Annotated in this window: 8 protein-coding genes; 5 read left to right on the top strand and 3 right to left on the bottom strand. The window is 42.4% G+C overall.

The genetic code is table 11. From position 1 onward, the window contains the following. Window positions 1–169: 169 nt before the first annotated feature. The 5 genes from C1E99_RS09735 (at window position 170) to C1E99_RS09715 (ending at window position 5,507) form a co-directional block, all read left to right on the top strand. Window positions 170–1,615 carry a UDP-N-acetylmuramoyl-L-alanyl-D-glutamate--L-lysine ligase gene (locus tag C1E99_RS09735; protein ID WP_105207423.1) on the top strand — a complete coding sequence of 482 codons (1,446 nt, stop codon included), beginning with the start codon at window positions 170–172 and terminating at the stop codon, window positions 1,613–1,615. A 128-nt stretch (window positions 1,616–1,743) separates the two neighbouring features. After that, on the top strand, window positions 1,744–2,529 hold the full coding sequence (locus C1E99_RS09730; protein WP_105207422.1) for an ABC transporter ATP-binding protein: 786 nt from the start codon (window positions 1,744–1,746) through the stop codon (window positions 2,527–2,529). Between the two features lie 23 nt (window positions 2,530–2,552). Continuing rightward, entirely contained in the window at window positions 2,553–3,467 is a 915-nt protein-coding gene (locus C1E99_RS09725; protein WP_105207421.1) for an iron-hydroxamate ABC transporter substrate-binding protein, read from the top strand. Window positions 3,468–3,480: 13 nt separating this feature from the next. Then, on the top strand, window positions 3,481–4,530 hold the full coding sequence (locus C1E99_RS09720; RefSeq protein WP_105207420.1) for a FecCD family ABC transporter permease: 1,050 nt from the start codon (window positions 3,481–3,483) through the stop codon (window positions 4,528–4,530). After that, window positions 4,527–5,507 carry a FecCD family ABC transporter permease gene (locus tag C1E99_RS09715; protein ID WP_105207419.1) on the top strand — a complete coding sequence of 327 codons (981 nt, stop codon included), beginning with the start codon at window positions 4,527–4,529 and terminating at the stop codon, window positions 5,505–5,507. Before C1E99_RS09720 ends, C1E99_RS09715 begins: the two co-directional genes overlap by 4 nt. Window positions 5,508–5,682: 175 nt before the next feature. Here C1E99_RS09715 and C1E99_RS09710 read toward each other — a convergent pair whose 3' ends face one another. The 3 genes from C1E99_RS09710 to C1E99_RS09700 all read right to left on the bottom strand — a co-directional run bounded on the left by C1E99_RS09710 (window position 5,683) and on the right by C1E99_RS09700 (window position 19,228). Beyond that, a complete protein-coding gene (locus tag C1E99_RS09710; protein WP_105207418.1) occupies window positions 5,683–5,910 on the bottom strand; it encodes a hypothetical protein in 228 nt (75 codons plus the stop codon). A 94-nt stretch (window positions 5,911–6,004) separates the two neighbouring features. Beyond that, window positions 6,005–6,913 (bottom strand): Rpn family recombination-promoting nuclease/putative transposase, encoded by a 909-nt coding sequence (locus C1E99_RS09705; RefSeq protein WP_153060183.1) that lies wholly within the window; start codon window positions 6,911–6,913, stop codon window positions 6,005–6,007. A 243-nt stretch (window positions 6,914–7,156) separates the two neighbouring features. Continuing rightward, entirely contained in the window at window positions 7,157–19,228 is a 12,072-nt protein-coding gene (locus C1E99_RS09700; protein WP_161951182.1) for a mucin-binding protein, read from the bottom strand. Between the last annotated feature and the right edge of the window lie 114 nt (window positions 19,229–19,342).

Below are 19,342 nucleotides of genomic sequence, written 5' to 3'. Positions count from 1 at the left end.
TATAAGACCTCCAATTGAGTGTGATAATTCCTGTTAGAAGTTGATTGTTTTTTTATTCTAGTGTACAGGTAAATCCACGAATTCTCAACTGGGGGTCTTTACATATTGTCTAAATGACGATACAAAGTCCCGACTTGTAAAAACCACTAGATAGGTTTACAATAGAAGCATGATAAAAATTGAACAAGTATTAGACATCTTAAAAGCGGATGACAACTTCCGCCATATCAAACAGAATAATCAGACTGACAGCACTTGGACGGATGTCCAGTTTGACGCTCTCAGCTATGACAGCCGGACTGTTAGCCCAACGACACTCTTTTTTGCCAAGGGTTTGGCCTTTAAGAAGGAATTTTTAGAAAAAGCTATCGAGGCTGGGCTGGCTTTTTACGTGTCTGAAATCGACTATGAAGTCGGTATTCCTGCTATCATTGTCCACGACATCAAGCAGGCTATGAGCCTGATTGCTATGGATTTTCATGGTCATCCCCAGAAACAGCTCAAACTCCTGGCCTTCACCGGCACCAAGGGTAAGACAACGGCGGCTTATTTTGCTTTTAACATTCTCAAACAGAGCCACAAGCCTGCCATGCTTTCGACCATGAACACCACGCTGGACGGCAAGACCTTCTTCAAGTCCACCCTGACCACGCCTGAAAGCCTGGACCTCTTTGCCATGATGGCGGAGGCGGTCCAAAACGGCATGACCCACTTGATTATGGAGGTGTCCAGCCAGGCTTACTTGGTCAAGCGAGTTTACGGGCTGACCTTTGACGTCGGCGTCTTCCTCAACATCAGCCCCGACCACATCGGCCCCATTGAGCATCCGACTTTTGAGGACTATTTCTATCACAAGCGTCTTTTGATGGACAATAGCAGAGCAGTTATTGTCAATGCTGGCATGGACCATTTTCAAGTGGTGAAAGACCAAGTCATCTCTAAAGACCATGACTTTTACGGGCCGACTTCTGAAAACCAGATTAGTCAGTCAGCAGGTTTTGACTTCACAGCGACTGGCAAATTGGCTGGCCATTACGACATCCAGCTCATCGGTGGCTTCAACCAAGAAAATGCCATCGCAGCTGGGCTAGCCTGTCTTCGCTTGGGTGCAAGTTTGGAAGATATTCACACAGGAATCGCCCAAACCAATGTCCCTGGCCGTATGGAAGTCCTGACCCAGCAGAACGGAGCCAAGGTCTTCGTGGATTATGCCCACAACGGCGACAGTGTCAAGAAGCTAATTGATGTCGTCTTGGAACACCAGACAGGCAAGGTCATCTTGATTCTGGGAGCTCCTGGCAACAAGGGAGAAAGTCGCCGCAAGGACTTCGGTCTGCTGCTCAATGACTATCCGCAGGTTGAGGTGATTCTGACAGCTGATGACCCCAACCGTGAAGATCCAGCTGCTATCGCTGAACAAATCCGTGCCCACATGACCCGACCAAGTGAGTTCATCTTGGACCGAGAAGAAGCTATCCGCACAGCCATGAGCCAAACTGCTACTTCTCAAGATGCCGTCATCATCGCAGGCAAGGGAGCTGATGCCTACCAGATTGTCAATGGTGAAAAGGCCGCCTATGACGGAGATTTGGAAGTAGCTAAACATTATCTATAATGAGAATCCTTGTCCTTATGATAGGGATTTTTTATAACCATTCTTATTAAATTAAAATTGTCAGAAAACTCTTTGTTAATCCCAAAAACTATGATATAATGGACATCTATGTGAGTAAAGGAGGGCGTATGGCAACCATTTCAGCCAAGGATTTGGCCGTTTCTTATGGGCAAAAAAAAATACTGTCTGACCTATCTATTGACTTCCCAACCGGCAAAATCACCAGTATCATTGGTGCAAATGGATGTGGAAAGTCAACTCTCTTAAAAAGTCTCAGCCGCATTTTACCAGCTGATAGGGGAGCAGTCTATTTAGACGGAAAAGACATGCAACAAATACCGACAAAGGAAATTGCCCAACAGTTGGCCCTACTGCCACAGGTACAGGAAAGTTTGGACAGGATTCGAGTCTATGATTTGGTTTCTTATGGCCGCTTTCCACATCAAAATGCCTTTGGTAGATTAACAAACCTCGATAGAGAAAAAATTGACTGGGCTTTGGAAGTGACCCAAACCATGGAATTCGCACAAGCATCTGTCCAATCCCTATCAGGAGGACAACGGCAACGGGTTTGGATAGCTATGGCCTTGGCACAAGATACGGACACCATCTTTTTAGATGAACCAACAACCTATCTGGATATGCAGCATCAACTAGAAGTCTTGCAGTTACTGAGGAAACTCAATCAAGAAAACGGCAAAACCATTGTCATGGTCTTGCATGACATCAACCATGCCACCCGCTTCTCTGATTGCCTCATAGCCATGAAAGGTGGACAGGTCCTTCATAAAGGAAGCGTAGACGAGGTTATCACTGTTGAGCATCTGCGACAAATCTTTGACATTGAAGCAGAAATTCTACCAGCCAGTCACTATGGTTATCCCATTCTAGCCACCTACACTCGCACACAATGATAGATAAACATAAAGGAGTTTTTATGAAAAAGTTTCTATTGTCTCTCAGTCTTGTTTTGTCAGTCATCGCCTTGACTGCCTGCTCTGCTATTTCCCAAAAGGATAGCCAAACAGCTCTTTCAAGCATGCCTGCTATTGAAGGAGTTGCCTACTTTGGCGACATTCCTGCTCAGCCTAAAAAGGTGGTCAGCCTCAACTTTGCCAACACTGGTTATCTGTTGCAGCTGGGCTTTGATGTGGTCGGTGCGACTACTTACGACTTGGAAAATCCTGCCTTTGCTGATAAATTAAGCGGGGCTACTGCTGTTACTAGCGAAGATTTGGAAGCCATCGCTGCGCTGGAACCTGACCTTATCGTGACTGGTTCGACAGATGAAAAAATCGAACAGCTTGCTGAGATTGCTCCTACCATCACACTTGAATATGGCAAGCATACCTATACTGAAACCTTGACTGTCTTTGGTCAAATTTTTGGTCAAGAAGCTACAGTTGAAGAATGGCAAACCACTTGGAAAGAAACTATTGCAAGTGCAAACAAGGAAATTAAGGCTAAGACGGGAGACGATGCAACCTTTACCATTATGGGCTACCTTGGTCAAGACCTCTACCTCTTCGGTAACAACTGGGGACGTGGGGGAGAGATTATTTACCAAGAACTAAATTTTGCAGCTCCTCAAAAAGTCAAGGATGAAGTCTTTGGTCCAGGTTTCCTTGCTGTGTCACAGGAAGTTCTACCAGACTATGCTGGAGATTACGTCATTCTAGCTGTTGAAGACGAAAGTGTCGCAGCTAGTCTCTTAAATAGTGATGTGTGGAAGAACCTCCCAGCAGTTCAAAATAATCGTGTCATCAAGGTAGATAGCAAGGCCTTCTACTTCAATGACCCAATTTCACTTGAGTATCAGCTAACAGTGCTCAAGGCAGCTATCACAAAATAAGGATTGATTCTCTATGTTTTTGAAACACTCGGAGAGAAAAAATGGGGAAGGGGTTACAGCTAACGTCAAGGTTAGCCTGTCGCCTATCCCTCTTTTTTTCCTCCTGCTCTTTCTTCTCTTGCTGGGTTCTTACTGGGGATTTCGTTTGGGAGCAATTTCTTACTCTCATGACCAAATCCTCTCTGTCTTAAAAAATCCCATTCATCAGTCAGATCTTCAAGATGTCCTTATTGATTTGCGCCTACCTCGGATTTTAGCGGCAGGGTTGGTTGGGGCAAGCCTTGCAACCTCTGGAACTATCATGCAGGCCGTGACACGCAATCGCTTGGCAGACCCTGGGCTACTGGGTATTCCTGCTGGAGCTGGGCTCTTTCTGATTTTGAAAATGGTCTTCTGGCCCCACTCTTCTGAACTCTTCAGCATTCTTGCCTGTTTACTGGGAGCTGCTTGCTCGGCTAGTTTGGTCATCTTTCTCAGCCAAGAAAAAAAGCATTCTAAAGGTCCACTCAGACTGATCTTAGCAGGTGTCATGGTGACTGCTCTTGTACAGGCCTTGGGACAGGGAATAGCTCTATTATATGATTTGTCTAACCACATTGTTGGTCTTGAAGCTGGTAGTTTGACTAGCATTAGCTGGAACAATCTTTTGTGGGTAGCTCCACTCATTTTTCTAGGTCTGCTATTTGCACAAGTTTTTGCCCACTCCTTAACTATTTTAAGTCTGGACGATACAGTTGCAACTGCCTTGGGGCAAGACACTAACAAGATGACCATTTTTTTCCTAGCTATCGTTGTTCTCTTGTCAGCTTCTTCTGTCGCCCTAGTTGGTTCCCTATCCTTTATCGGACTTATTATCCCCAACCTCTTGACTTCCATGCTTCCAAAAGATTACCGTTATATCTTACCATTCTCATCCTTGGCTGGAGCTGGTTTTCTTGTTTGGCTTGATTTGATTAGTCGAACTCTCCATCCACCTTATGAAACTCCCTTGAGCAGTTTGATTAGCTTTGTCGGACTTCCAATCTTTCTCTGGCTCATTCGAAAGGGGGAATTTCAAGCATGAAGAAAAAGGACATTCTACTCTTACTTTTACTTCTTCTGATCGCCCTTTCCTTGCTCTCCCTAATAGTAGGCTACAGTAAACTTGGGCTTACAGATTTATTCGCAACCTTAAGCGGACAAGCAAATACAGCGACCCAGTTAATTTTTTGGAAAATCCGCCTGCCTCGTCTTTTGGTTTCCATTCTAGCTGGTGGTGCTCTGGCAGTTAGTGGACATCTCTTTCAGACCCTGACTCGTAATGCCTTTGCAGATTCTGGCATATTGGGTGTCAATGCGGGGGCAGGACTCTTGCTGACGCTTGCACTGACATGGAACGTAACTTTTCCACTTTCACAGCCAGTTCTGGCTCTTACAGGGGGATTTCTAGCAACTGGCTTGGTCTATTTGCTGGCTTATAAAAAGGACCGAGGGATAGAACCGACGCGACTGGTCCTAACTGGTGTTGGTCTGGCTAGCCTGTTTTCCAGCAGTATGATTAGCCTCATGGTCCGATTTGACCGCTACAAGTTGGAAAACATTATCGGTTGGTTAACGGGGAGATATGTCGGAGATGACTGGCAAACCATCAGCCTAGTAGGTCCTGCCCTGCTTGTCCTCTGCTTGCTGAGCTTCATCCGTTTCTCAAGGCTAAATATTTTGCAATTAGAACCCAGCCTGGGAACTGGGTTAGGTCTAGATCGGCAGAAAGAAAGCCTGATGGTCATTTTAATAGCAACAAGCCTAGCCAGTCTTAGTTCCCTACTGGTTGGCAATACTGCCTTTGTCGGCCTACTGGCTGGTCATTTGGCCAAACAAGTAGTCGGTAAACAACATCAAGACAGCCTACCCACTTCCTTTCTGATTGGAAGTATCCTGATGGTTCTTGCTGACATGGTCGCCCGTTCCTTCTTGGTTGGTACAGGTATTCCAACTGGTCTTGTACTTACCATGATTGGCGCTTCATATTTTTTATACCTTCTTTTCAAGACCAATTGGTAATAAAACATAAGTAACCGCCCAATCACACAATATTTTGAAAAGGCTCCAAAGTCCTGTCGACTCTGGAACCTTTTTCTATTTACATGCTACCTTATTTTTTGTCCCATATCTCTAATCCTCTAAAACCTCCTTTTTTGTGTGACATTTCTTTAACAAATTGGTATTAGAAATAGGACTATGAATTTGCTGTTAACTCACTTTGAAGTTGGAGAACTCGCTCGAGAGGGAGGTTTAGATTTTCAGCTATTACATCCGCTGGAAAACCAGACTTCAAAAAATTACGGGCAGAGGTGATTTGATTTTCTTCACGACCTTTCTCAAATCCTTCTTCAAATCCTTCTTCCATTGCAGTTATCAGTGTAGCATAGCTGACTTCAAGGCTATCGATTTGCTTATCCCACATGTCTTGTTCCTCCTTGGTCCAGGTTGTAAAAGCTATTAAGATGAGGTAATTTCTCTATATCTTAATGTCATTACAAATGGTGATTGATATATTTTCAGACCATTGATTGTTGCCGAAGTTCAATAATCGTTGAGAGGGGTAAATCAGTTAGCTCAACAATTTCGTTGTCGGTCATACCTTTCTCTACCAAGCGGCGAACAAGCTGAAGGTATGTTGCTTCACGACCTTCTTCACGACCTTTCTCAAATCCTTCTTCAAATCCTTCTTCCTTTGCAGTCACCAATGTAGCATAACTAACCTCAAGGCTATCCAATTGCTTATCCCACATATCTTGTTCCTCCTTGGTCCAGGTTGTAAAATCTAGGGCATGTTCAGCCTGGGAAATAATCTGATCGGGCTGAATAGTAAAGTTGCGATTGCCGAAAAACTCAAACCATTTTTTGACATCGTAGTCGGAAATGGTTTCGGGCTGGTATTTTTCTAACTCCAGAAAAGCCATTTTCAAGAGGCTGTGATTCTTGGAGCTGTTTTTTGGTCTGACTGTCAGCTCTTTATTTGATTCTTCCTCACGCAGGCTAAACACGTGGAAGGGCTTAGCGTCTTCGAAATAATTTTTCTCCAAGAGAGCAATACCGTAAACAGGATAAATCCTCTCATGTGTGAAATGGGTCTGACCGTATTCCTTACGAACCTTTTCAATGTTGTCATGTACCTGCGTACAAATATAAGCCCAAAGCCGATTGACAAAAGTCTTTTGCTTAGCTATCTGGATTTCAATGATGACCTGAGTACCGTCGTCCAATTTAACCAGAATATCCGTTACTGTATAAAAACCCTTGGGAAGATTATCATTTGGGAGACGAATCTGATGGCCATCCAAAAGTTCAACTTCTAAAACAGGCAAGTCCAAAATATCTGAAATGAAAGCCTTGGTCACTTCCAGGTTTTGAAAAATTTTCTTGGCAACCATGTCTTGTGTCGGTCTTAGTAGGGTATGTCTCAAACTACCACATCCTTTTCATTTGATTTCTTTCTGTTAGAACCAGATATTCTTTGGTTCTACTTATTTAATTCGAAATAAAATGAAAAACCTTCTATATATAGTATAGCATAAAAAAAGAAAAAGGCCCTATAATCTCCATAGAAAGACTTACTTTCTGAGATTATAGGACCTTTATTTTGTTATTTCTGAATAACTACTAGTAAATCTACATTCCTAGATAGTCATCAAATAACTTTCACCAAATTAGTCTTCCTTACGACGACGTTTTGCTGTAAGAGCAAATGAACCGAGCAACATTGTTGCACCAATCATACCTGCAACCGCTGATGAATCTTCACCAGTGTTTGGCAATTGTGCTTGAGCTGGACTAGCTACTTTTTCAACTACCGCTGGTTTAGCTGGAGTTACTGGTTGTGCTGGAGGAGTTGGTTTCGCTGGCTCTTCAGGAGTTACTGGTTTCTCTGGAGTTGGCGATACCGGCTCAGTTGGGGTTGTTGGAGTCGTAGGTGTAACTGGTACATAGTTAATTGGTGTGTCTGTACCTGGGTTTGATGGCACCGGAGGTGCAATGTAACCCTTAGTTGGATCGTTCGGATCAAGTGGTTTCAATGGGTTGCCATTTGGATCTACTGGTACATATCCTGGTACATGTGGAATTGTTGGAACATCTGTACCTGGTTTGCTTGGATCCGTTGGATCGTTAGGGTAAACGATTGGATCTGTTGGCTGACCTGGGATATTTGGTACCCATGAACCGAGTTTCTTATAAACATAAGTAACGGTTGTTCCACCTGATGGGATCTTACCACTTGGATTTCCTTCTACTTTTTCAAGGATATATCCGTTGATAACTTTGCCACTTGTTGTGTAGTCATCGCCAACTTTACCTGGAATGTTTTCAGATGGTACCAAATCGTTACCTTTTTCATCTACGTAGCGTACAACTACTTTAGATTCTTCTGGTACATAGTTGATTGGTGTATCTGTTCCTGGGTTAGATGGTACTGGTGGTACTTCATAACCCTTGGTTGGATCGTTCGGATCAATAGGTTTCAATGGGTTGCCATTTGGATCAACTGGTACATGACCTGGTACATGTGGAATTGTTGGAACATCTGTACCTGGTTTTGTATTACCTGGAGTACCTGGCTTAGTTGGATCTGTTGGATCGTTTGGATATGGTGTTGGTGTAGCTGGAGTGCTTGGTGTAGTTCCATCTGGAATAACTGGAACGAATGAACCAATTTTCTTATAAACATAAGTAACGGTTGTTCCACCTGATGGAATCTTACCACTTGGGTTTCCTTCTACTTTTTCAAGGATATATCCGTTGATAACTTTACCACTTGTTGTGTAGTCATCGCCAACTTTACCTGGAATATTTTCAGATGGTACCAAATCGTTACCTTTTTCATCTACGTAGCGTACAACTACTTTAGATTCTTCTGGTACATAGTTGATTGGTGTATCTGTTCCTGGTTTAGATGGTACTGGTGGTACTTCATAACCCTTGGTTGGATCGTTCGGATCAATAGGTTTCAATGGGTTGCCATTTGGATCAACTGGTACATGACCTGGTACATGTGGAATTGTTGGAACATCTGTACCTGGTTTTGTATTGCCTGGAGTACCTGGCTTAGTTGGATCGGTTGGATCGTTTGGATATGGTGTTGGTGTAGCTGGAGTGCTTGGTGTAGTTCCATCTGGAATAACTGGAACGTATGAACCGAGCTTGCTGTAAACAACTTTTTCAGTTGCGTCTGCTGCATCATGAGCAACAGTCGTTGATGCTACTGATGACTTGTCAGCTACATAGCCTTCAACAATCGGTGATACTACTTCCTCAAGTGTTTGTGGTGCTGTCCACTCACCATACTTGATGACTTCGCCTGTTACACCATCAATCAAGGCTGTACGGTAGAAGGTTACTGTTTGAGTTGTAACTTTTGGTGTACCATCTTCGTTACGAACTGGCGTACCATCTTCGTAAACGTAAGTGATTGTACGAGTTACTTCCTCAATCAAGCCAAGCTCACCATATGTGCGATCCTTAGGATCATTTGGCACCTTATCGTCTGGCTTAGCAGGTGGTGTCTTAGGATCGTTATCTGGATCTGCTGGAACAGCTGGGATGTTTGGTACGTATGTGATTGGTGTATCTTCACCTGGTTTTGAAGGTACTGGTGGTACAACATAACCCTTAGTTGGATCTTCTGGATCAACTGGTGTCAATGGCTTAGTTGGATCGGTTGGATCAACTGGCGTGTGACCTGGGATGTACGGAACTGTTGGTGTTTCAGTACCTGGTTTGGTTGGATCGTTTGGATCGTTAGGGTAAACGATTGGGTCAACTGGTGTGTTTGTTGATGGATCAACTGGTTTCTCACCTGTTGGCAATTGTGGTACCCATGAACCAAGTGGGCTGTAAACAACTTTTTCTGTAGAATCAGCTGCGTCATGTGCAACAGTTGTTGATGCTACAGTTGCCTTGTCAGCTACGAAGCCTTTAACTACTGGTGAAACAACTTCCTCAAGTGTTTGTGGTGCTGTCCACTCACCATACTTGATAACATCGCCTGTTACACCATCAATCAAGGCTGTACGGTAGAAGTTCACTGTTTGTGTCGCAACTTTAGGTGTACCTGTTGTAGAATCTTTCGGTAATACATTACCTGATCCATCTACCAATACAGGTGTGCCATCTTCGTAAACGTAAGTGATTGTACGAGTTACATTTTCAATCAAGCCAAGTTCACCGTATGTACGATCTTTAGGATCGTTAGGAACTTTATCATCTGGGTTAGCTGGTGGAGTATTTGGATCACCATCTGGATCCTCTGGATTTGCAGGAACGTTTGGTACGTAAGTGATTGGTGTGTCTTCACCTGGGGTAGATGGTACTGGTGGTACGACGTAACCCTTAGTTGGATCTTCTGGATCAACTGGTGTCAATGGCTTAGTTGGATCGGTTGGATCAACTGGCGTGTGACCTGGGATGTACGGTACAGTTGGTGTTTCAGTACCTGGTTTGGTTGGATCGTTCGGATCGTTAGGGTAAACGATTGGATCAACTGGTGTGTTTGTTGATGGATCAACCGGTTTCTCACCTGTTGGCAATTGTGGTACCCATGAACCAAGTGGGCTGTAAACAACTTTTTCAGTCAAGTCAGCCGCGTTGTAAGCAACTGTTTCTTCACCTACTGTTGCCTTGTCCGCAAGGAACTTAGCAATTACTGGTGAGTCAACTGCCACAAGTGTTTGTGGGGCTGTCCAATCAGAAGTAATAGTCACTTCACCTGTTACTTTATTGATTTGAGCAGTACGGTAGAAGTTTACTGTTTGAGTTACAACTTTAGGTTGGCCATTTTCAAGAACTGGTTCACCATTATTGTAATAGTAAGTGATTGTACGAGTTACACTTTCGATCAAGCCTAAATCAGCGTAAGTACGGCCTTCTGGATCACCAGGAACTTTATCATCTGGTTTAGCAGGAGTATCTGGTGTATTAGGGTTGTTGTCTGGATCCTCTGGGTTAACAGGGATAACAGCTGGACGAACAACTACTTGGTAAACCTGACTGATTTCAGAACCATCAAGAACAGTGTCAAAGACATCATTTGTTGCATCATTGTCGAAGGCTGGATAGTTGTTTGATACAACTTCATATCCTTTAGCTTCAAGTTCCTTGATCTTAGCAAGAATTTCATCTTTCTTAGTAAGTGGTGTACCTTCTTCGCCTGCTTCAACAGTAGAAACATCAACACCGTTACCATCTTCGTCAACAAAGTGAGTTACAGCAACTTGAGAACCTTCTGTTGGATCAACATAGATAACTGTTTCAACAATATCAGCTGATGTCGCAGTTACTTTATTCTCTCCAACTTCAGTAGCTGAAGGTGTGAATCCTGCGATTTCTGGAGATGTAACTTTATCAAATGTATCATCTGAACTTGTCCAAGGTGTGTAGCTGTCAGCGATGATATCACCAGTTACAGCATCGATTTGGACTGAACGTACAAATGTTACTTTTTCAACAACATCTTTAGCAGCTTCTGATCCATCAGTATACACATAATGGATAGTACGAGTTACTTCTTCGATAAGGCCAAGCTCACCGTATGTGCGACCTTTTGGATCGTTTGGTACTGGTGTATTTGGATCTACAGGAGTAGTTGGATCTGTAGGTGTTGTAATAGTTGTTGAAGTTGTACGGTAAACAATCGTATCAAACAAATCTGCATCAGTAGCTTTTACTGTGACTGCATCAACTTTTTCTACAGATGGCTTGTAGTTTTCAAGTTTCGCTACATCGTCCTTAGTCAAGGCTGAGACTTCTGCGAATGTTTGAGTTGCTGGTGTCCAATCTGTGTAAGTATTGGCAATAATATCACCTGTTACCGCATCGATTTGAACAGTACGTGTGAATGTCAAGGTTTCTTCAGTAACAACTGGTTTACCATCCGCATCAAGAACTGGTGAGCCGTCAGCGTAGAGGTGAACTACTTTACGAGTCACTTCTTCAATCAAGCCAAGTTCGCCAAATGTACGGCCTTTTGGATCATTTGGTACTGGTGTGTCAGGAGTTACTGGATCTTTCGGATCAACTACATCAACATTATCACGGTAAACAATTGTTGCAGTAATATCCTTGTCAGTTGCTGTAATACCAGTCTTCTCAACTTTATCAGTTGATGGTGTAAATTTATCCAAAGTAAGGGCATTTACAGTTGTGAAGTCTTGTGTTGCTGGTGCCCATGCTGAGTATGTATCCGCAATGATGTCACCTGTTACTGCATCAATTTGAACTGTGCGAGTAAATGTCAAGGTTTCTTCTGAAACAACTGGTTTGCCGTCAGCATCAAGAACTGGTGTGCCATCTGCGTAGACATGGTTAACTGTCAAGGTAACTTCTTCAACCAAGCCAAGTTCACCATAGGTACGACCCTTAGGATCGTTTGGTACTGGATCAGTTGGTTTAACTGGATCAGTTGGAGTTGGGGTGTCTGGGTTGTTGTCTGGATCTTTCGGATCGACAACTGACACACCTGTACGATAGATAATTGTTTCAACAGTATCTTTATCTGTCGCAGTTACATTCGTTTTCTCAACTGAAGATTTAGAAGCAGTGTAACCATCCAAGGTAAGGGCATTTACAGTTGTGAAGTCTTGTGTTGCTGGCGCCCATGCTGAGTATGTATCCGCAATGATATCACCTGTCACTGTATCTACTTGTACAGTACGAGTAAATGTTAAGGTTTCTTCTGAAACAACTGGTTTGCCATCTGCACCTAGAACTGGTGTACCGTCAGCATAGACATGGTTAACTGTCAAGGTAACTTCTTCAACCAAGCCAAGTTCACCATAGGTACGACCTTTTGGATCGTTTGGTACTGGCGTGTCTGGAGTTACAGGTGTATCTGGAGTTGGTGTGTCTGGATTGTTATCTGGATCTTTCGGATCGACAACTGTCACACCTGTACGATAGATAATGGTTTCAGTAGCATCTTTATCTGTCGCAGTTACATTCGTTTTCTCAACTGAAGATTTAGAAGGAGTGTAACCATCTAATTTAAGAGCATTTACGGTAGTAAAGTTTTGTGTTGCTGGTGTCCAATCAGAGTAAGTATCCGCAATGATATCACCAGTTTCCACATCGATTTGTACTGTACGAGTAAATGTCAAGGTTTCTTCAGAAACAACAGGCTTGCCATCTGCACCAAGGACTGGAGTACCATCTGCATAAACATGGTTAACTGTCAAGGTAACTTCTTCAACCAAGCCTAGATCACCATATGTACGGCCCTTAGGATCGTTTGGTACTGGCGTGTCTGGAGTTACAGGCTTGTCAGGGTTAGTTGGAATCGTTGGATCGGTTGGATCGACAACACGAGCAACAGTATTGTAGATGATTGTTTCAACAATATCAGCTGTTTCTGCAGTAACAGATTGCTCCTTAACATCAGATTTAGTTGGAGTATATCCAGCAATTTCTGGTGAAGTTACTGTAGGGAATGTATCGTTTGTAGTAGTCCAAGGCGTGTAAGTATCAGCGATAATATCACCTGTTACAGCGTCGATTTGAACTGAACGTACAAAGGTTACTGTTTCTACAACATCTTCAGCTGCTGTTTTACCATCTGCATATACATAATGAATCGTACGTTTTACTTCTTCAACCAAGCCAAGTTCACCATATGTGCGTCCTTTTGGATCGTTTGGTACTGGTGTCTCTGGTGTGATTGGAGTTTCTGGAGTTGGTGTATCTGGATTGTTATCTGGATCTTTTGGATCGACAACTTTTACACCTGTACGGTAGATGATTGTAGCTTCTGTATCTTTATCAGTCGCTTTAACACCTGTTCTAGTCACTTCCGCAATGGAAGGTACGTAGTCCGTCAAATCAAGGGCAGAAATAGCTTTGAAATCTTGTGTAGCTGGTGTCCATTCACCGTAAGTCGCTGCAATCAATTCACCAGTGTTACCATCCAATTTAACGGTACGAGTGTAGGTCAAAGTTTCTGTTGACACAACTGGCTGACCGTCTGTACCAAGTACTGGTGTACCATCTGCGTAGACGTGTTTAACAGTCAAAGTAACTTGTTCGACAAGACCAAGTTCACCATATGTTTTCTTACCGCCAGTTTCTGGCACTGGATCTGTAGGTTTAACTGTTGGAGGTACTTCTACATTTGTTACTGGTTTGTAAACAACTGTGACTGTTTGATCTTCACCTAATGGATCGATAGCAGCGGTACCTTCAACAGTTGTGTTTGGAGTAGTGTATCCATCAACAACAGGCGAAACAACTGTGTCAAATTTGTTTGTAGGACTTGTTGTTACCCACTCACCATAAGTGATTTCACCAGTAACTTCATCTTTGTAAGTTTCACGAGTGTAGGTTAAAGTCTCGACATGATCTGGAATTGGATTACCGTTTGCATCTTTAACTGGATTTCCAGCTTCATCTACATACTTGATAGTACGAGTAACTGTCTCTTCTTGAGGTGTTACTGTAGTCTTCTTACGGACTAAGAAGATGTTAAAGTTCTGTGACGGAGTGTCACCAGCATTATCATCAATAGCGTCAAAGTATTTTGTGCTATCAGCTAATTCATTATAGACAAGTTGATAACCCTGATCAAGATACTTTTGAATGACTGCTGTTGGATCGTAGGTGATTGGGTCTAGAGCGACACCTTCAAGTTCAGAAGCTGTCAAGTGCTCAAATCCATCAATCTGTGTGATGTTTTTACCTGAAGTGACATAAGATAATGGTTTGTAGTTATCAGGATCTGTTACATCCCAGAAATAAACTGCTGCATGCTCTTCAAGTGGAGTATAGACAACGTAAACATCTAGATTATCCGTATCATCTGAAGTGATGGTATCAGCAGCTGGTGTGAAGACACCTACATCTGAGTTGTTGGCTGCACGATGTTCATCTGGAATAACGTTTGCTACATAACCTTCCAAAAATGGTGAAAGGACAGAGTCAAATGAAGCGTTAGCTTCGTTGATTGGTTCCCATTCAGATAGGGTGATGTTTCCATCCGCATCCGTCGCCACTGTACGCTTAAATGTAAGAGTCTGTGATTTTGTCACTGGCTCGTTATCGATTTTGATTACTGATTCATCAAAGTTTTCAACTGGTGTCGTTGCATTGTTTGTAGGATCTGTGTCATTGTCGTACACATAGTGGATGGTACGAGTGATAGTTGCCTCCGTCAGTACGTCAACGATTGGAGTGTAACGAGCACGTCCATAGTCTGTACCGTAGTTAAGAGTTACATCATCGTCTTCTACTACATCATTGTAGTCCACGTCTGGTTGTTGAACTTCTACACCTGTACCTGCACCAACAAACTTAGGATCTGGTGTAAAGGTTACCTTAAGTTTGGCCGGGTCAAGTGTGTAAGTACCTTCGTTTTCAATGACAATTTCTGTATCCGTCACTTTCGTGTACTTACGAGCTACCGTAGTCACTACACCAGAATCTGGGTCAACGTGTTTGGCAGCAGGCAAGGCTACATCCATCAAGTCAGTTGTAAATGTGATGTTGTTAACAGTTTCTTGTTTTGTTAATGCAAATGCTGGTGGTACTGACTCGTCAAGGATTACGTTTGATGCTGGGTACTCAACCTTAATTCCATCTACTGTTTGAACAGTTCCTGTTCTTGGGATGGTTGGTGTACCAGTTTGAATCTTACCTTGAACATCACGTGAAGTTGTATCTTCACCGTTTGGCACCACGTCAATAACAGTCGGAATGTAGGTTGAGTCCATAGACTCCACATTATTGACATAAGTGTTGACGTTCTTTGAAATTATATCTTGCGGAGATAGATTCGTGGTAAGTTCAGATTCTGGAAGTTCATCAATTTCATCTTCTGAAAGGTCACTATCATAATTATATACTGACTCACGTGTCTCAGCAGTAGCTTCCCAACCAGTTGAATTTCCGTTTGTATCCCAACCACGGACTACAATACCATTAGCATCACCTACGAAGCCAGGAGCCGGATCAAAGTCAATCGAGATGGTTGGTGTACCATAACCTTCGATGTACTTGTTATCTCGACCTAGTTTATTCAGCGTATAAACACCAACTAGATTCCCAGCTGTATCATATTCAGTGTACTCTGAGAGCAAGTACTCCACACGGTTACTATATGGGTTTGTAACTTGAATTGCTGTACCGAGAACATTGCCATTAGCATCTTTGATTGTTACTTCTTGGCCGTTATATACTGTATTTCCTTTTTCATCAGTAATGTTGACAGAGTTTCCAGTTTGTGTCGCTTCAGCAACTACACTATCATTGACAACGATTTTTGGAGCAATGTTCGTATCGATTTCTGCCCACGATTTGAAATCTGGCTCTTCTTTACCACGTGGTGAGAAGAATTCAGCTATTGACTTGGAGATTGACTGATTACGGTCTTGGACATCAGAAGTTGCGTTTTCTGTACCACGAGGTAAATGTGTCACGAAAGCTTGGAAGTCTTCTACCTCACCTGAAGAAGCTACACCAGTTGGTGTCAAAATTTCTTCCTTAGTACGTGAAATACGCAGACGAACACCTGCCCAATCTTGAGAGGTATCGAGGAGCTGTGGAACGTTCTTGAAATGGAAATCGTAAGTACCATCTGTATTTACAGTGATAACTTCAGACTGCTCGTTTAAGTCAAACTTACCATTACCATTGAAGTCTACCCAGCCTGAAGCATACACAGTATCATTGTTTAAACCGCGATGAATTTCAACACCTTTAAGGACAAATTCAGTATCTGAAGCTCGTCGAATATCATACTTCTTTGAGACATTTTCATCAAGAAGTTGGCTCTCACCTTCATCTGGCATAACACCTAGTGCAACAATTTTCTCTGTACTATTGTAGAGACCTAACTGTCTATTTCCATCAGTTCCAACTACAGTAAGTTCTTGATTATTTACAAGCCCTGCAGTTGTACCATCAGGATAAGCAATAACTTGATTCCCGTTAAGTGTTGTGTAGACTCCTTCTTTACCACTAGCATCATATACCGTCATACCGTTTTTAAGTTCAAACTTGGTATATTTTTCTGAGTAAACAACATCATCCAATGTCCAGTATGCTGGATCTTTATCTGTATTTTGGAAATCTGGGTCACCTGGTGTTTTACCAAAGTATGGTTGTCCATAAGTTACAGGAGTCTTTGTAACTGGATCTTCTTTTTGGATTATGCCTAGTAGGTGCTCTGCTTTCCCATATGTTGCTGGAGCATCGCCTTTGTCATACATTACAAATCCAATAGCACCTTGTTGAGTTCCACCTGAAGCCAGATAGATAGAGAGTTTGGTTACATCACGAGTAATGGCAATAGGAACTGCCTTAGTTGGTCCTGCAGATACCGGACCAAAAGTAGAGTCCCCATAGAGATTGTTATCCACAAACTCTGTAGAGTCATATCCTGCCCCACCTAAAGAACGAGCACCGTTTAAATTGGAAGCGGTAATCATTACCGGTTTCTTCTGACCATCAGTACCGTAGGTCGTTACAAATTCTTCCCATGGACTTCCATTTGACTCAAATTGAAGAAACTCTGAATCACCTTCCGACTCTGCATCTGCAGCAATCACATTGACATCAACAGGTCTACCAGCATAAGTTGCAGACAAATCAAATGTAACACCAATATTTGCTGTATCGAAAGATGACGAAATTCCAGCTAATTTATCTTTTGGTAATACCCCTGCATTAGACAAATCAGCCCAGTTCTTATCTGGCTGTACAAGCAAGACATCCGAAGAGTAATCCAAACCAGCTTCAAAATTCTTCTTATATGCTGTTTCTGAACCAGCTAGGACTTTTTTATATGTCTTGGTAATAGTCGTCCGATTTCCGCTTGCATCTGTTGAAGTAGTTGTAGTTGAGCCAGTATTGGCAAGGCTCGCCGCATCAAATTTATCTGCTGTTCGAGTCGAATAAGTTGTTGAAATTACATTTCCTTGTGAATCTACAACCACAGTTTTCGTAGTTTCAAGTGGTCGGAATTCCCAGCCAGTTCCAGAATAGTTGATGGTTCCATCTGTATTTTTAGGGAAAGCAGATACTTTTGCCACATCAGTAGCAGTCCAATCTCCATAGTTAAACATGCCGTTTTTGCCATTATTTGGATCTTGGTTTACGGCTTTTGGAGCAAGTTTTGCTACCTTAGCATACAATTCATATTCATCCATGCCATCAGGTTTGACAATTAACGTCATCCCCTCTTGCAGAACTTCATACAATGCACCGCTATTTTTTTCCGTACCATTATATTGAACGTATTTAGAATAGCGCGCAATTCCTGAATCCAACCATTTTTGATCAGAAGTTGTTCCAACTGTGCCATCTGCATAAGTAACCTGACGAACACCATTGACTAGTTTTCCAGCTCTAGATCCGTCTGGATATAGAATTTCAGCGTTTGCAAAATCGAACCAGTGAATAGATTTTGCTAAATCAGAGACGTTTTGAATACCTCTAGCACCAACAATTGTATCAGCTGATGCAATTGTAGCTGTGGTATTTACATTCCCATTAAAACGAACTGTTACCTTACCTGCATTACCTGCATTTGGTTTATTCTCGACGATAATTTCATCATTCGCATCAAGATTTGGGTTAGCATTTTTTACTTTTTGAATAATACTTGCAATTTCATCTTGTGTTAATTCATAAAAGTCTTGAACGACCGTTTTTTCTGGAACATTGAGACTTGTTGGAACAGATAATTTTGCAGTAACATTTCCATCAGTAGTATATTTACGAAGTTCAACTGCTAAGGCTTCAATATTAACACGAGCTGCTTCAATTTGAGAATTTAGTTGTTCTAGAGTTGCTAATGAGTCTAATAATAATACTTCAGATTGATTTGCAACATTACGTGCGTTTACCATTGCAGATTGGAGGAGGGAATCGGTTGAAACTAATGTTGATTGTTTTTGCTCCGCCTCACTTGCCAAGACAGCTGCTTCTGAAGTTACTTGTTCTAGAACTTCTTTGGCTGCAGCTACACTTGCATCTTGGCTAGTTTCTTGGCTTGATGCAGTAGCTGTTTCTGAACTTGCAGTTGTCGTTTCAGTTTTAGCTGTTTCTGAGCTTGTAGAAGTCGAAGTCTCAGTCTTCGCTTCTGTCGTGCTTGATGGAGTTGTCGTAGAAGATGAAGCTGGTGTTGCTACTTTCTTAACAACTTTGAAGGTAACGGTATTTGAAGCACCTTCAGTCACAACTTGGGATACAGCTGAAGCTTGTCCAGCAGCTAATTCATAGCCTGTTGGCACATTAGCTGAAAGATTTACTGTAGTGCTTGCCACTGCATCTTGTGTTGTAACAGATGTAATAACCGCAGTTGCTGTGATAACAGTTCCATCTTCAGTAACGTACTGAATGATATATGGAATTGAAGCAGTACGATCTGTCACTTCAGGAGTTGTTGAAGTCTCAGTCGCAGTCTCCTCCACTGTTGTAGCGCTTGAAGCGTCAGTTGTGCTAGCAGCAACAGCTTCTGTGCTTGCTACCTCTGTCTCTGTAGTTGCAGCTTCAGTAACAGTTTCAGTTGAAGGTGCTGTCTCAGAAACCGTAGACTCTGTCGAAGTTTCCAGTACAACGGAAGTTTCTGTAGAGCTTGAAGGTGTTACCTCTGTCGCTTCTGCTACTTCCCCACCTGTCACTGCTAGAGAGATACCTAGCAAGACTGAAGCGGCACCGAAGTGATACTTACGAATAGAAAAGCGCTGCTTGGGAGCATACCATTTTTGCTGGTTCGTCTTTTCTGAACTCGATATTTTCATATAAATTTTTCCTTTCCAATTTGTAAACATACAAATTTTTATTACTCTGTAATGAATACAAAGTAAGCTATTTTATATAGTACCAAAATCACTGTTTAAAGTCAACGAATTCAA

The organism is Streptococcus suis (assembly GCF_002964045.1).
In the GTDB taxonomy this organism is placed as follows: domain Bacteria; phylum Bacillota; class Bacilli; order Lactobacillales; family Streptococcaceae; genus Streptococcus; species Streptococcus suis_U.
The sequence above is the reverse complement of the archived record's forward strand: the minus strand, read 5'-3'. Positions and strand labels throughout refer to the sequence as shown.